Here is a 16,741-nt window from a genome sequence, read left to right on the forward strand (position 1 = left end):
TGTATCAAAAAGAAAGTTATTAGATGTAAGCGGAATTCCTGCTCCAAAAGTTACACCGTTATCCGAGCTAACTTCATACTGTTTAGCTCCAGCACCAGTTGTATACCCTCCATTAACTACCACTCTTATTTGTCCTGGCGCTCCTCCACATGGTATTTCTGTTTCTATACTAGTACTTACTCTTAATTGTGGAGCTATTGTGATATTGACAGTATCCGTACAATTATTACCATCTACAACCTCTATAGAATAATTCCCAGGTGTTAAACCTGTAAAAGTAGATGAAGCTTGGAGTGTTCCTCCATTAATTCTATATTGATGCGTTCCAATGACAGCAGACCCTGCGATTGAATTGACTACAGCCGTTGCCCCTGGCCCTGCTACATAACAAAAATCGGATACCGCAGTGTCTAAATTAATATTTGGCGCACTTAATGGCGTTAAACTAAAATTATAGGTAGCTGTACATCCTTCTGCATCCTCTACAGATAATACATAAGCTCCTCCTACCGATAAATTATTAAATGTTCTTCCAGATTTTGGTCCTTGTACAGCTCCACTTGGAGGGGTTAAAGTATACCTAAAAGCTCCCCAACCTCCCGTTGCTGTTGCCGTAACTCTTCCTATATTTCCATTAGCACAACTCATATCAACAACAGCACCAGTTAAAGATAACGGAGCTGCCTCTAAAATATCGAAAGATGCCATATCTGTACATCCTGTATCTGCATCGGTCACAGTTATAGTGTAAGTCCCAAGTCCAGATAATGGTAATACTACTTCTCCATTATTCTGTGGGCCTCCACTAAATAACCCACCATTAATATCATACGTATAATTACTACCAAAACCATCTATTAAGAAAGTTCCTGTACCATCCGTTGCTCCATTACACACGCGTAAATCTCCTCCCGATTTTACTCTAGCTCTAATAGAGCTTAACAAAGCTGGACTAAAACCTTCGGTATAAGTACAATTATTAGCGTCCGTAATCTGAAAGATATAAGAAGTAGAGGTGCTCAAACCAACGAAGGTATCGCTCCCTCCATTATCTAAGGCAATCGGACTAATTATAGAATAATTTACAATTGCAGCATTACTTACAGTGGCTAATTGAACATCCGTTGTACTAGTTGTACAATTAATATTGCTTTGCGTAAAAGTTATATCTGTTGGTGGATCAACATCTAATATGGTTATTGGCGTCAATTCTAATCTACAACCTCCACCGTCTTCTATTATTGGTGTATACGTACCAACTCCTAAATTAGAGTATGAAGTGGTTCCTGAAAAATTCAATCCATCTATACTAAACACATAACCACTACCCGAACCTCCAGAGAAAGGCCCCTGAAAATCTATTTGTCCTCCATTTGCTCCTCCACTACCATCACAAGTTCTATCGCTTATTTTAACAGCACTACCAAATATGGCTCCTACATTGGTTACAGTAACAGCAGGAAGAATCATAGTACATTCAAACCCTCCTTGTTGGTAACGAACTTCTATTGTATTATACGTGCCGGCTGGCACAGATATCTGAGGATTTGTTTCCCAAGGGTCACCTGAATTTATACGATACGATAAATTATATCCTCTAGCATCTATTACATTAAAATCAATTTTTGCTCCTCCATTAGAACACGTTCCATCTATGCCTATAGCTGCTATATTTGGAGGAAGTAAGGATTCTACATTTGATGATGCTGTTATAGTACATCCGTTACCATCCGTAATCAAAAAATCATAAGATCCAGCGGCAGCAACAGTATATGTTGTTGTTCCTGTATAAGAAGGACTAGAAGGCCCTACTCCATTCACTATAAAAGTATATGGCGGAGCACCGCCAGAAGTATTTACGGTTATATCTACATTAGAAATAGTAGAACAACCAAAGCTACTGTGCACCTCTGTAGACGCATCTAAAGCTAATAATCCATTACCTATTACAATAGGATTACCGGATGTATCTAAACTTTGTCTTGGTGGATCTATACCATTTAAAGGATCCCCTGTACATTGTTGCGTTTCTACCTGAACTGTATACGTTCCAAAACCAACTGCTGAGAAGGTATATGGATTATCCGATATAAAGGCGGTAAATTCTTGAGCAACTCCAAATTCATTCAATAAAGTATATTTATAAGGCCCTGGAACATTATTGGCGGTTACTGTAATACTACCTGTTTCCCCACTACATTGTGCATCGACAAAAGTAGCTTCTATATCTAAATCTAATTGTTCAATAATAATAGGCTCATACGGATATTCACAGGTATTAGGCGTATTCTGTAAACGCGCTTTTACAATATAAGTACCTGGCGTTAAATTATTAAAAATTGCCCCTTGCCAAGGTCCAAAACCAGTACCACTATCTATACTAAACTCGTAAGCGCTGGAAAGGTTGGTAATTTGTATTCGCCCATCTACCCCACATATATAATCTTGTTTAACATAAGTCTGGGTAATACTACTCTTCTTTACTTTTATAAAAAATTGCTGGCCATCTGCAACTACTCTATACTCCGCTCCTGTTGTTGCAGAAATAGCACTTGCATCTAAAGTATATGATGGGTCTGTAGAGATTGTTGTATAACAAGAGATAACTGTATCAGGGCAATCTTCATTAATATCAGGTGTACAAGTTCCTCCCAAAACCTGCCATTGTACCGAAGCATAAGGCCCTCCAGACAGACTAAGCATTCTATCATCAAAATCTCCACATAAATTAAAACGAGCAACAGTTAATCCATTACTACTACACCCAACTTCTTCATCTGCACCTTGCACAATAGTAGCAAACATTGGAACTAGACTCGGGGAAGCATCTCGGTTGTTTAGGAATGTATTTTTATAAACAACCGATTGAAGCGAACTTTCTTTTAACACCTCTTTGGTGTTTTCAGTAACGCTCGCTTTTAAAATGATTGCTTCGTGAATCATTTTAAAAACCTTAGTATTCGCAATAGCCGTGGTAGACACGACAGTGACAAATACTAAAAATAAAGCATATAAAATATACTTGGTTTTTTTAGGGGACATAGGTTAAGTCGTATTTTAAAATGCTATAGATTTGGGAAATTCCTAACATTTTTAGTGTAATTCTTTAAACTTATATTTTCTTAGTTTTTTTTAAACAAAATTTACCTTACATTTCTAATATATTTCTAACGTATATTTATGAAAAAAAGTGCCCTATACTTCTATTTATTCGTTGTAATACACCATCTGTCTTTTTCTCAAGCAACTGAAAACAAGATAAACACCCCTAGCACAAACATATATTCTCCTATGTTGTTTGTCGATGAGCTACAGATTCCGTGGGGTTTTACATTCCTACCAGATGGCAGCATGTTGATTACAGAAAAAAAAGGAGAATTAATCCTCTTTAAAGACAATAAAAAACAAAAAATAGGTAATCTCCCAGATGTTTACGTCAGAGGTCAAGGTGGATTATTAGATATAGAATTACATCCCAATTTTAAAGAAAATGGATGGATTTATTTATCTTTTTCTTCTTCCAAAGGAAAAAATAAAGGAGGGCATACAGCCATACTAAGAGCCCAGTTAAAAGATACCTCTTTAGTACAAAAAGAGGTACTTTATAAAGCATATCCAAACACCACAAAAGGCCAACATTTTGGATCTAGAATAGTATTTGATAAGGATAACTATTTATATTTTTCTATTGGAGAAAGAGGCGCTCGTGATGTAAACCCCCAAGACATAAAAAGAGACGGCGGAAAAATATATAGATTGCATGATGATGGTCGTATTCCGTTAGACAATCCATTTGTAGGTATAGACAGTGCTAAAACAGCAATTTATAGCTACGGGCATAGAAACCCGCAAGGGTTAATCTTACATACAATTACGGGAGAAATTTGGAGCCACGAACATGGGCCAAAAGGTGGAGACGAAATAAATATTATTAAAAAAGGAGCTAATTACGGTTGGCCCCTTATAACATATGGCGTTAATTATAGCGGCACCCTAATAACAGATAAAACAAAGATGAAAGGAATGGAAGAACCTCTACATTACTGGATCCCTTCTATTGCCCCTAGCGGTATGGCATTTGTCACCTCTGATAAATACCCAGAATGGAAAGGAAATATTTTAGTTGGGTCTTTAAAATTTCAATATCTAGAACGGCTTGTTTTAAAAGATAACAAGGTTGTGTACAGAGAAAAAATTTTGGCAGACCTAGGAAGAGTTAGAGCGGTAAAGCAAGGCCCTGATGGTTTCATTTACGTTGCTGTAGAAGGAAAAGGCATTTACAAACTAATTCCTAATACTAAAAATTAATATCATTAGATTACCCATGAAAATTTTAGCTACTCTATATATTCTTTTTATAAGTATTAGTTTTTCTTTCTTAAAACAAGAAACCTCATTAGAAGAAAGCATACAACGTGGACAAGAAATTTACGCTGATTTCTGTATTACTTGCCATCTAGAAAAGGGAGAAGGTATTCCTTCTACTTTCCCTCCTTTAGCAAAGTCTGACTATTTACTAAATAATAGAACAGTAAGTATTAAAGTTATAAAATATGGACAACAGGAAGAAATTACCGTTAATGGCCAAACTTACAACAATATGATGCCTGCACTTGGTTTAGAAGATGAAGAAATTGCAGATGTTATGAATTACATCCTAAATTCTTGGGAGAATACTAGCAACAAAATGGTTACTCCTGAAGAAGTATCCTCCGCTATAGAATAATACAGGTTTATTTTTGTGAATCTATTGCTAGTTTAACAGAACCAAATTCTTTAAGTAATTCTTCTGCTTTTTCATAAGAAATATGTAGGCCTTCCATAATATAGCGCGTACCTCTATCTACCAATTTGTCATTGGTTAATTGCATATTCACCATTTTACTCCCTTTAACACGACCTATTCGTATCATCAATGCAGTAGAAATCATATTTAAAGCCAGTTTCTGAGAAGTTCCACTTTTCATCCTTGTACTACCCGTTACAAACTCTGGCCCCACATCTATTCCTATGGGAATATGAGCCATCGTTGCTAATGGCGAATCTGGGTTGTTCGTTATTCCTGCAGTAAGCAAACCTTTTTCTTTAGCTACTTTTATTCCACCCAAAACGTAAGGTGTTGTTCCTGAGGCTGCTATACCTACCACTACATCCGTAGTGTTTATATTATGTTCTTCTAAATCTTTCCATGCTTGGGTCTCATCATCTTCCGCATTTTCCACCGCCTTACGTATGGCTATATCACCTCCTGCAATTAGACCAACAACTCTTTCATGCGGCATTCCAAAAGTTGGCGGAATTTCAGATGCATCTAAAATCCCTAAACGCCCACTGGTACCTGCCCCTATATAAAACAATCTACCTCCTTTATTAAATCTTTCTTCTAATCCATCTACTAATTTAGTAATTTGGGGTATTACTCTCTCTACGGCATCTGCTACTTTTTTATCCTCGCTATTTATTGCTGCAAGAATCGTAGCTGTATCCATCAATTCTAAATTATTGTAATTGGATGGTGATTCTGTAATTTTTTTATAACTCATAATTTTATAAAAGACGTATATCGTTGTTTCTAAAAAGGTTTAATAAATTATTTTCTGGATGTAATTCCGTTATCATAGTATTAATAGCATTTACATCACAACTCTTATATCTGTGTTGCGAATTTAATTTTTCTGAAATAGATAATAATACTGTTTTCTTTGATGCTTTAATAACTGCTTTCTTCATTTGTACAATATCCCAATCGAACTCTGTTAAACCATGCAAAGCATCTACGTAACCAGTTCCAATAAAACCATAGTCCACTTTTATTTCTGATAAATTATGTATTGCATTTGCGCCTATAGCCAATTGAGCTTCTTTAGAAATTTGTCCTCCTACAAAAATAACAATTACATTCTCCTTATCTAATAATTCCATTGCCACAGTTAAACTTAATGTAAAACAAGTAAGTTTTAAATGCTCGGGTATCAATCTGGCAAGCTCCATACAAGTAGTTCCTCCGTCTATAAAAATAACAGCACCATCTTTTAATAAGGAGATAGCCTTTTGCGCTATTATAATTTTTTCGGAAAGTGAATATATATTCTTATTAGGCAAGCTTTTATTTGTAAAGCCAAGTGAAATAGCTCCTCCGTGAACTTTTTTTAATTTATTATCGGCATCTAACTCCTTTACATCTCTTCGTACTGTATCTATAGAAACATCCAATTTTTCTGCTAAATCTAGTAATAGCACTCTATTATGCAACGCTACTTCATTTAGTATTGCAATATGCCTTTCTTCTTTTAACATAATTACTTCTAATTATTCGTCCAAATTAATAACGCAAAGGTAATAAATAAAAATCAGCGCCTGTTTATGCTGTTTATAAAAACAGAAATGAACACAAAACAAAAGTACCGCAAATTATTGCAACATTAACAGCAGAAAACAGCATTTAAATTAAATTTTGATTAGATTTGTTTTGCAAAACAGAAAAAAACTTCAAACAAATGGCTTTAGTTACTACCAAACCACAAGTACAAACAATTCCGAAAGACGAAGAATCTAGAAAATTTGAAAAAATAACAACTCTAATTCATAACGACTCAGATGCAGCTTCTCTTGCTGTAGCAATAGAAATAAAAAACTTAATAAAGCAAAGGCAAAAATCGGGAAAAAATGCTGTTCTTGGATTAGCAACAGGATCTACTCCTACGAAAGTGTACGATTATCTTGTTCAATTCCATAAAGAGGAAGGGCTAAGCTTTAAGAATGTTATCACCTTTAATTTGGATGAATATTTCCCAATGCAACCCAACTCTATACATAGTTATGTTAGGTTCATGAAAGAACATCTTTTTGACCATATAGACATAAAACCTAATAACGTTCACATTCCAGATGGAAACCTTGAAAAAGAGGATGTAAGAGAATTTTGCCAAGCGTATGAGAAAAAAATAATACAATCCGGCGGAATAGATATACAAATACTTGGTATTGGTAGAACAGGTCATATTGGATTTAACGAACCTGGCTCTTCTCTAAAAAGCAAAACGCGTATGGTAAGACTAGATCGTGTTACTTGTCTGGATGCTGCTAGCGACTTTTTTGGACTAGAAAATGTTCCTGCAAAAGCCATTACAATGGGAGTCGGAACTATAATGGCCGCTAGAAAAATTATTTTAATGGCATGGGGAGAAGGTAAATCTGGAATAATTCGCGAAGCTGCAGAAGGTTCTATTAGAGAATCTGTTCCTGCTACATTTTTACAGCATCATGAAAATTGCGAATTTATTGTAGATATTGCTGCTGCATCCTCTTTAACAAGAATCAAAACACCGTGGCTAGTAAATGATTGTCATTGGACAGAAGACCTTATTCTAAAAGCTACAATATGGCTTTCAGAGAAGTTAAACAAGGCTATTCTTAAACTTACTAATGAGGACTACAATGAGCATGGCATGGGTAGCTTAATTGCTGAAGTTGGTTCTGCTGAACAAATAAACCTACAAGTGTTTAATCATTTACAACGTACTATTACTGGTTGGCCAGGAGGAAAACCAAATGCCGATGACAGCAGTAGACCAGAAAGAAATTTTCCTTACCCAAAAACCTCCCTTATTTTTAGTCCGCATCCAGATGATGATGTTATCTCTATGGGTGGGACACTATTACGCCTAGTAGACCAAGGACATCAAGTTCACGTAGCCTACCAAACCTCTGGTAATATTGCAGTTTTTGATGATGAGGTAATTCGGTTTCTCGATTTTGCCACCGATATGGAAGAAGAAAATACTGCATTACACGAAAAATTTAAAAGCGTAAGAGCTTTTCTGAAAAACAAAAAACCAGGGCAAGTAGACAGCCCTGATATTCAAAAAATAAAAGGCCTCATAAGAAAAGGAGAAGCTCTTTCCGCATGTAGATATTGTGGTGTTGAAGAAGCAAATGCTCATTTTCAAAACTTACCATTCTACGAAACAGGAACAGTCAAGAAAAAACCACATTCCGAAGAAGACATTCAATTAACCTATGATTTATTAAACAAGGTTAAACCTAATCAAATATTTGCAGCTGGGGATTTATCGGACCCACATGGTACACATCGCGTTTGTTTACAAGTTATTTTTGATGCCATTGCACGGCTTGTCGCAGACAAAGCAGACTGGCTAAAAGATTGCTATGTTTGGCTTTATAGAGGAGCATGGCAAGAATGGGATATAGCAGATATGGAAATGACTGTTCCTATTGGACCTAAAGATATGCAACGTAAGAAAATTGCGATTTTTAAACATCAATCTCAAAAAGATGCTGCTATGTTCCCTGGAAATGACGATCGCGAATTTTGGCAACGAGCAGAACAAAGAAATATGGCTACTGCAAAAAAATACAATGCTTTAGGCATGGCCGAATATGAAGCTATGGAAGGCTTTGTTAGATACCACTTTAATTAAATCCATTTTAATTTAAAAAAGGTCTATTTTAGTATAAAATAGACCTTTTACTTTCCCTATGACAAAATACCTTTTAACTCTCTTTTCTATACTTACACTTATTTCTTGTAGTTCTCTACAGTCCTATAACAAACACCCAAAAACAGAATTCAGAGGGGTTTGGATTGCAACTGTGGTAAATATCGATTGGCCTAAAAATGGATTAGATGCTATAGAGAAACAAAAAAAGGATTACCTAGAAATACTAGATTTTTATCAAAATCTTAATTTTAATACTGTCATTGTTCAAATTAGAACTGCCGGAGATTCTTTTTACAAATCGGACTATGCTCCATGGTCTCGCTTTTTAACTGGCAAAGAAGGAGTTGCTCCAAAAGAAAATTCTAAACTCTTAGAATGGATGATTAGCGAAGCACACTCTAGAGGAATGGAGTTCCATGCATGGCTAAACCCATATAGAGCTACTTTTGATTTAAAAATAGAAATTTTAAGCCCTACACATGATTTTAATTTACATCCGGAATGGATGCTTAAATACGGTAAAAAATACTATTACAATCCGGGTTTGCCCGAAGTACAGCAAAGATTAGTGTCTATTATGACAGAAGTAGTTTCTGGTTATGATATAGATGCTATTCATTTTGATGATTATTTTTATCCTTATAAAATTAAAGATGAAGTATTTAAAGACTCCTCCTGCTATGACTTTTACAAACAGCCCAAGCAAACTATTGCCGATTGGCGTAGAAGCAATATAGATTCCTTAGTAAAAAATGTTCACCATGCCATTAAAAAAGAAAAACCATGGGTACAGTTTGGTATAAGTCCATTTGGAGTGTGGAAAAACAAAAATACAGACCCAAAAGGCTCGGACACTAAAGCAGGGCAAACTACTTATGAAGATTTATATGCAGACCCTTTATTATGGATGAAAGAAGGATGGGTCGATTATATAATCCCTCAAGTATATTGGAGTATGGATTTACCTGTAGCATCACACCGTAAAATTGTTAGCTGGTGGGCACAAAACAAAAGTAATAGTAATTTATATATTGGTAATGGCGCTTATAAAATCCGCAACAATAGTGATAATGCTTGGCAAGAGAAAAAAGAACTCCCAAACCAATTAAAACTCGCAAGAAACACAGGACAAATGAGTGGGAATGCCTTTTTTAGCGCCAAATCTTTAATGCAAAAAAATCTGGATGTGGTAGAATACATCCAAAAGAAATATTACAAGAAACCAGCGCTTACTCCTATTGCTCCAACAACCAAAAAACCGGTTAAACAAGTTGAAATTAAAAATTTTCAAAAAAATAAAGACAACATTCAATTTACTGTTAATGACTCCAAAGAAATTCGTTATGCCTTGTTTTATAGCAGCGGAAAAAAAATAAAATCCGATTACCCAATAACGAAATTACTAAGTAAAAAACATATCGATAACTTCTCTACATTTTCCGTATCTAAAAATGAGCTAAAAGATAAAAAACATATTGCTGTAACTTTTATAAATTATTACGGTCAAGAGAGCAAACCAATACTATTAAATATAAAGAATGATTAAAAAAGACAAAGGTGCTTGGGCATGGGTTCCCGTTTTATATTTTACGCAAGGACTACCCTATGTAATGGTTGTAACGGTATCGGTTATTATGTACAAAAAGCTAGGCGTTAGTAATGCAGACATAGGCCTTTATACAAGTTGGCTATACCTTCCCTGGGTATTAAAGCCTTTTTGGAGTCCTTTTGTAGATTTAAAGAGCACTAAGCGTAAATGGTTTTTAGGCATGCAATTTCTAATTGCTTTAGCGCTCTTAGGAGTTGGCCTTGCGCTACCAACCAATATATTTTTCATAACCACTTTAGCTTGTTTTTGGATGGCTGCATTTGCTTCTGCCACAAATGATATAGCATCAGATGGGTATTATATGCTTGGGTTAACAGAGAAAAAACAATCTTTCTTTGTCGGCATGCGAAGTACTTTTTATAGACTAGCAATGGTTACTGGCGAAGGTTTAATTGTAATTTTAGCTGGTTTTTTAGAGAACAAATACGGGGACAACACTAAAGCTTGGAGCATTACTATGATTGCTGCAGCAGGCCTTATGCTTGCATTAACCGTAGCTAATTATTTTACTGCTCCTAAATATGAAAACGAAGAAAATAATGATATAGAAAAACCCCAAAGCTTTGGAGATATTCTAGGTTCTTTCTTTAACAAACCAAATATTGGTATTGCATTAGCTTTTATTCTTACGTATCGTTTAGGAGAATCGCAATTAGTGAAAATGGCAGCTCCGTTTATGTTAGATGATATTTCTAAAGGAGGATTAGGTTTTTCTACGGAAAAGCTCGGCACTTTATTTGGCGCCGTAGGAGTTATTATGCTTTCTATAGGTGGTATTCTTGGTGGTATTTTAATTTCTAGAGACGGATTAAAAAAATGGATGCTACCCATGGTCTTATCTTTAAACATCCCAAACATTTTATATGCAATTCTAGCCCTAACAAAAACAACCAATATTATAGCTGTAACAGCAACTGTAATATTCGAGAAATTTGGTTATGGATTTGGTTTCACAGCTTTCCTTATGTACCTCATATATATTGCAGAAGGGAAATCTAAAACTTCGCATTATGCCATTGCGACAGGTTTTATGGCTTTAGGAATGATGCTCCCTGGAATGATTAGTGGCTTTATGCAAGAATGGCTTGGTTATGGCGGCTTTTTCATCTGGGTAGTTATTGCTGCTCTTCCTGCTTTAATTTTATTAAAATATATTAAATACCCACCAGAATACGGTAAAAAAAACAAATAGTAACGATGACGAAAATCATATCTTATTCCGTTGCCACAGAAAGGCTAACTGCTAAAGAAAAAGTAGGCCAACTCTTTATGCCAGCCGCTTTTATTAATGATTCTGAAGAAGAAATAGCTGCATTAGAAAATCTTATCAAAGAACACAACATTGGATCCCTATGTTTTTTTCATAGTCGCGCTAGTGCTGCTACCAATTTTGAAGGAAAGAAAAAAATTGTATTTAATACAGACAGTCTTAATACCCTTAAAAATCTAATAAAAAGATACCAAAAAGCAGCTAACCATCCTCTCTTAATCAGTATTGATGCAGAATGGGGACTAGCCATGCGCATTGAGAAAACACCACAATACCCTTACTCTATTTGCTTAGGAGCTTTAAAAAATGATGTGGCGTTAATTAAAGAGGTCGGGGAAAGCATAGCTCTAGATTGCAAGACTGCCGGTATCCACTGGAATTTAGCCCCTGTAGTCGATATTAACAACAACCCTAATAACCCCGTAATTGGCTATCGCTCTTTTGGAGAAGACAAAAAGAATGTTTTAGAAAAAGCATTGGCTTTTATAGATGGAACCCAAGAAATTGGAATTTTAACCAGCATAAAGCATTTTCCTGGTCATGGAGATACAGATACAGACTCTCACTTAGATTTACCCTTAATAAATAAAAGCAAAGAAGAATTATGGGATAACGAATTGTATCCTTTCCGAAAAATAATTGCCTCTAGAAAGTTAGACTCTGTGATGATTGGACATTTATCTGTGCCTGCGCTAGCCAACGGGAGTAAAATTTCTTCTAGTATATCTAAAGATATCATCAAAGGTATTTTGAGAACCGATTTAGGCTTTAATGGTGTTGTAATATCCGACGCCTTAAACATGCATGCTGTTTCTAAAGATTACCCTAAAAAAGGAGATTTAGAATGGCTAGCTTTTGATGCTGGAAACGACGTATTATGTTTTACAGAAAACACTCCTGAAGGGATAGAAAACATAGTAAAGAATGCAGACCCCAAAGCAATTGAAGAGAGTTTTAAAAGAGTGTGGAGATTAAAAGAAAAAGCAATAAATCAACCCAAAAACAAAGAGAAAACTGCAAAAAATCATACAGACGTAAATACTGAAATTGCTCAAAAAAGCATCACACAATTGAAACACAACCCTGGAGATTTCATGAGTGAATCCTTTGTGGGTATTGCTATTACCCACCAAACTGAAAATACTTTTTTTAATCATATCAAAAAAGAAAAAGAATTCAACTTTTACCTAACGAGTAAAAAATCCACTGAAGAAATACAATCTAAAATTAAAGACAGTAAAAACATTCTTTTATCTATTGAAGCTCCTAAAGTAAAACCTCAAAGTAAATTTGATATTCCAGAAGAACACTGGTCTTTTATAGAAGATTTACTACAAACCAAAAATGTAATTCTCTATGTATTTGGGAGCCCTTTTATTTTGAATCACCTTTCTTATAAAAAAGCAAAATCTGTATTAGTAACCTATCAAGATTTTAAAGAATTTAAAATTGTTGCCGGAAATCATTTTCTAAGAAAACTAAAAGCAAACGGAAAATTACCTGTCACCATTAATTAAACCAACATGGAAAAAAAATATAATGTAATAGGATTAATGTCTGGTACTTCTTTAGACGGATTAGACTTAGTGTATTGTAAAATTCAACAAAAAGAGAATACGTATATCTATGAAATTCTAAACACCAAAAGTGTAGATTATACTCCACAGATGAGAAATAGCTTAAAAAATGCTATTCATTTATCTGCTTTAGATTTATTAGAGCTAAATAACAGCTACGGAGCTTGGCTTGGAGAACAAACTAAAATATTTAGTACTGAAGAACAATTGGATGTAGACTTTATTGCTAGTCATGGACACACCACACACCATCAACCGAAAAAAGGAATCACCTACCAAATAGGCTCAGGGCAGCATTTAGCGAATGCTAGTAACCATATCGTTATTAACGATTTTAGAACTAATGATGTTGCGTTAGGCGGGCAAGGAGCCCCTTTGGTTCCTATTGGAGACATGCTTTTCTTTAAAGAGTACGACTTTTGTTTAAACCTTGGCGGAATTAGTAACATTTCTTTTCAGAAAAACAACCAAAGAATCGCATACGATATTGGTTTAGCAAATATGATATTGAACTACATTACACAAAAAATAGGCTTATCGTATGACAAAAATGGAGATTTGGCCCGTTCGGGATCCATTAACACATCTCTATTAAATAGCCTAAATGAATTAGAATTTTACAAGCTCCCCTACCCAAAATCTATTGGTTATGAATGGTTTATAAAAGAAGTTATCCCCTTAGTGGATAAGACCAATGACAGTATCCCTAACCTATTACATACTTCAGTAGTACATATATGCCAACAAATAGCAAATCAGGTTAAAAACAACGCAAAACCAAACGATACAAATCTTTTGGTTACTGGAGGTGGTGCTTTAAATTCATTTTTGGTAGACACTTTAAAAAATGAATTAAAAAATACAGCTACTGTAATAGTACCATCTATAACAGTCATAGAATTTAAAGAAGCACTCATTTTTGCTCTGATGGGTGTACTAAGAAAAGAAAACACCATAAATGTACTTAGCTCGGTAACTGGAGCTAAAAAAGACTCCAGCAGCGGCGTTATATTCCATCCGCAATAAACTAAAAAACAGAAACACCTTATAATCAAGCAAATACTAAAAAATATAATTGCTAATTTAATATATTTATGCTAAATTAGTATATGCAATTAATTCTATGTCCAAATTGTGGTTCTGACCACCATATAAAAAGTGGAATCATTAAGAATAGACAGCGCTATAAATGCAAAAAATGTTCTTACTTTTTCACAGTCAACAAGATTGGAAAAAAAATAGATGACTATTACGTCAACAAAGCACTTCAGCTATACTTAGAAGGACTTACATACAGGGAAATAGAACGCATTTTAGGAATCTCCCACGTAAGCATAATGAATTGGGTTAAAAAATATAATATAAAACGCCCCTATAACTCTAACTACCACCCAACATACAAAATTTTAAACGCAAACGAACTTGGCAATTATTTTAATGACGCTTCTAATCTATCAGGAGCAGGAGTCATTGTAACCGAGCTAGGAGACAAGTTTATGCTAATAAAATGGAGTAGATTCAAGGATTAACTATATTAAATTAACAATTAAGTATATTAATTTTTCATTAACAATATCTTTTTTGGAGTTTAGCACTGCACACAAAACCAGTATTAATCAACCTAAATTCCTAAATTTATGAAAAAACCGATGCTGCTCCTGTTTGGATTATTTCTTTCCTTACAATGGACTAACGCTCAAAGTTCACCTGACTATACAGGTGGACTTAAAGTTAAACTAAACGATGATGGCTCCAAATATCTTAGAGTTATCTCCTGGGCACAAATGCAAGCCACATACAATGATGATGTGCCAGATAACACCAGCAAAACAAGCTTTAATCTAAGAAGAGCAAGAGTATTAATGTTCGCTCAGATTAATAAAAAATTCATGATTCTTACTCATTTTGGGCTTAACAGTCTAAATAGCAACACCCTAAGTCCTGTTGGAAAAGGAGACGGTTCTCAATTATTTTTTCATGATGTCTGGGCACAATACAGCCTCGGTAAAGATCATGTTATAGGGGGCGGCTTACACTATTTTAATGGTATTTCTAGACTAAACAACCAATCTACTTTAAACTTCTTAACCCTTGACAACAATAGACAATCTTGGTCAACTATTGGCTTATCTGATCAATTCGCAAGACACTTAGGTGTATTTGCTAAAGGTAAATTCGGAAAATTACAATACCGAGTAGCTATTAATGATGCTGTAACTAATGGGTTAGATGCAAGAACTCCCGAAAATGGAGGAGCTGCAGTTTACGGCGGTAAGAGAATATTAGGTTCTAAAGATGCTGGAAAAGCTTATGCCGGATATTTTGATTATAATTTCTTAGACCAAGAATCAAACTTTTTACCTTTTAAGGTTGGTAGTTATTTAGGCGCTAAGAAAATTTTTAATGTTGGAGCTGGTTTCTTTTTACACCCCAGCGGATCTGTTATAGCAAATGGCAGTGGCGAAATTTTACAACAAGACGTACAGATTTTCGCGGTGGATGCTTTTTATGACGCTCCATTAGGAGGAGACGGAAGCGCCATAACAGCCTACGCTTCTTTCCAAACAAATGACTATGGTAAAGATTACTTATTCAGTGCCTATGGAACAGGAAGTATGGCATACGGGCACTTAGGATATGTATTCGCTGGTGACAAAACAAAGACACGTTTTCAACCCTATATATCTTACGGCACCAATAGTTATGACGCTGTAGATGATAATAGAAATATACTTGGCATCGGAGCCAACGCTTATTTAAGTGGTAACAATTCAAAATTAACTTTAGAATACAAAAACCAAAAATTTGGAAATTCTAAAACAGGAGCGCTTACCTTACAAGCAATGATTTACCTATAAAAACCAACAAATTATGAGTGAAAAACAAGAAAAAGCAACCGCCTATTGGAAAGAAAACCTTAGGTATCTAATTATTCTTTTATCCATATGGTTCTGTGTATCCTTTGGTGCTGGAATACTATTCAAAGATGCTCTAAATGAATTCCGACTAGGAGGATTTAAGTTAGGATTTTGGTTTGCGCAACAAGGGTCCATTTATGTTTTTGTAGTTCTAATTTTCGTTTACGTACGATTAATGAACAAACTAGACAAAAAATACGGTTACGACGAGTAATCAAAAATCACTAATTTAAAAAGACAATATTATGAGTGTTCAAACATGGACTTGGATTTTAGTCGGGGTTACTTTTACCCTATATTTTGGAATTGCAATATGGGCAAGAGCAGGCTCTACCAAAGAATTTTACGTTGCCGGTGGCGGAGTTTCGCCTCTAGCAAACGGAATGGCAACAGCAGCAGATTGGATGAGTGCCGCATCTTTTATTTCTATGGCAGGGATTATCTCCTTTTCTGGATATGATGGCTCCGTATACCTCATGGGATGGACCGGTGGTTACGTCCTTCTCGCACTGTTACTCGCCCCCTACTTACGTAAATTCGGAAAATTTACCGTACCAGATTTTATTGGAGACAGATACTATTCTAATACCGCTAGAACAGTAGCAATTATTTGCGCATTAATAGTTTCCTTTACCTATGTTGCTGGTCAAATGAGAGGTGTCGGGATTGTATTTTCCCAATTTCTTCAGGTAGATATTTCATTAGGAGTTTTCATTGGTATGGCTGTAGTTTTAGTATTTGCCTTTTTAGGAGGTATGAAAGGAATTACATATACCCAAGTAGCCCAATATTGTGTATTGATTTTTGCTTTTATGGTTCCTGCCTTTTTTATATCCATGCAAATGACAGGAAACCCTATTCCTCAATTAGGAATGGGTGGAAAAGTAGAAGGCGGCGCCTTTTTA

13 protein-coding genes and 1 pseudogene are annotated in these 16,741 nt (G+C 35.2%); 11 read left to right on the plus strand and 3 right to left on the minus strand.

Annotated elements, in window-relative coordinates; all coding sequences use genetic code 11:
- Positions 1-3,042, minus strand: a pseudogene (locus QZZ51_RS12285) (SprB repeat-containing protein); the annotation flags it as partial.
- A gap of 138 nt (positions 3,043-3,180) precedes the next feature.
- On the opposite strand from QZZ51_RS12285, the gene QZZ51_RS12290 reads away from it, so the two are divergent.
- Together QZZ51_RS12290 and QZZ51_RS12295 are read left to right on the plus strand one after the other, a co-directional pair.
- Positions 3,181-4,308, plus strand: a complete 1,128-nt coding sequence (locus QZZ51_RS12290) for a PQQ-dependent sugar dehydrogenase (protein WP_291870064.1) — start codon at positions 3,181-3,183, stop codon at positions 4,306-4,308.
- A gap of 16 nt (positions 4,309-4,324) precedes the next feature.
- On the plus strand, positions 4,325-4,726 hold the full coding sequence (locus QZZ51_RS12295; RefSeq protein WP_291870066.1) for a cytochrome c: 402 nt from the start codon (positions 4,325-4,327) through the stop codon (positions 4,724-4,726).
- A 7-nt stretch (positions 4,727-4,733) separates the two neighbouring features.
- On the opposite strand, the gene murQ is transcribed toward QZZ51_RS12295, so the two are convergent.
- Complete coding sequence (murQ, locus tag QZZ51_RS12300; RefSeq protein ID WP_291870068.1) at positions 4,734-5,543, minus strand: N-acetylmuramic acid 6-phosphate etherase; 810 nt, start codon at positions 5,541-5,543, stop codon at positions 4,734-4,736.
- Between the two features lie 4 nt (positions 5,544-5,547).
- The gene (locus tag QZZ51_RS12305) at positions 5,548-6,297 is read right to left on the minus strand and encodes a DeoR/GlpR family DNA-binding transcription regulator (protein ID WP_291870070.1); all 750 of its coding nucleotides are present in this window, start codon (positions 6,295-6,297) and stop codon (positions 5,548-5,550) included.
- Between the two features lie 200 nt (positions 6,298-6,497).
- On the opposite strand from QZZ51_RS12305, the gene nagB reads away from it, so the two are divergent.
- From nagB to QZZ51_RS12350, 9 genes are all read left to right on the plus strand, one after another.
- The gene (gene nagB, locus QZZ51_RS12310) at positions 6,498-8,441 is read left to right on the plus strand and encodes a glucosamine-6-phosphate deaminase (protein ID WP_291870072.1); all 1,944 of its coding nucleotides are present in this window, start codon (positions 6,498-6,500) and stop codon (positions 8,439-8,441) included.
- Between the two features lie 58 nt (positions 8,442-8,499).
- On the plus strand, positions 8,500-10,008 hold the full coding sequence (locus QZZ51_RS12315) for a family 10 glycosylhydrolase (protein WP_291870074.1): 1,509 nt from the start codon (positions 8,500-8,502) through the stop codon (positions 10,006-10,008).
- A complete protein-coding gene (locus QZZ51_RS12320) occupies positions 10,001-11,263 on the plus strand; it encodes an MFS transporter (protein ID WP_291870076.1) in 1,263 nt (420 codons plus the stop codon). Before QZZ51_RS12315 ends, QZZ51_RS12320 begins: the two co-directional genes overlap by 8 nt.
- Before the next feature lie 5 nt (positions 11,264-11,268).
- The gene (locus QZZ51_RS12325; protein WP_291870080.1) at positions 11,269-12,858 is read left to right on the plus strand and encodes a glycoside hydrolase family 3 N-terminal domain-containing protein; all 1,590 of its coding nucleotides are present in this window, start codon (positions 11,269-11,271) and stop codon (positions 12,856-12,858) included.
- A gap of 6 nt (positions 12,859-12,864) precedes the next feature.
- The gene (locus QZZ51_RS12330) at positions 12,865-13,944 is read left to right on the plus strand and encodes an anhydro-N-acetylmuramic acid kinase (RefSeq protein ID WP_291870084.1); all 1,080 of its coding nucleotides are present in this window, start codon (positions 12,865-12,867) and stop codon (positions 13,942-13,944) included.
- A gap of 83 nt (positions 13,945-14,027) precedes the next feature.
- Positions 14,028-14,447: a helix-turn-helix domain-containing protein gene (locus QZZ51_RS12335; protein WP_291870088.1), complete on the plus strand. Its 420-nt coding sequence runs from the start codon at positions 14,028-14,030 to the stop codon at positions 14,445-14,447.
- 108 nt (positions 14,448-14,555) lie between these two features.
- A complete protein-coding gene (locus QZZ51_RS12340) occupies positions 14,556-15,776 on the plus strand; it encodes a hypothetical protein (RefSeq protein WP_291870092.1) in 1,221 nt (406 codons plus the stop codon).
- A gap of 13 nt (positions 15,777-15,789) precedes the next feature.
- Entirely contained in the window at positions 15,790-16,050 is a 261-nt protein-coding gene (locus tag QZZ51_RS12345; RefSeq protein WP_291870094.1) for a DUF4212 domain-containing protein, read from the plus strand.
- A 31-nt stretch (positions 16,051-16,081) separates the two neighbouring features.
- Positions 16,082-16,741, plus strand: a 660-nt coding sequence (locus tag QZZ51_RS12350) for a VC_2705 family sodium/solute symporter (protein ID WP_291870097.1), incomplete at its 3' end; no start/stop codon positions are given.

It is taken from the genome of Maribacter sp. (assembly GCF_016744255.1).
In the GTDB taxonomy this organism is placed as follows: Bacteria; Bacteroidota; Bacteroidia; order Flavobacteriales; family Flavobacteriaceae; genus Maribacter_B.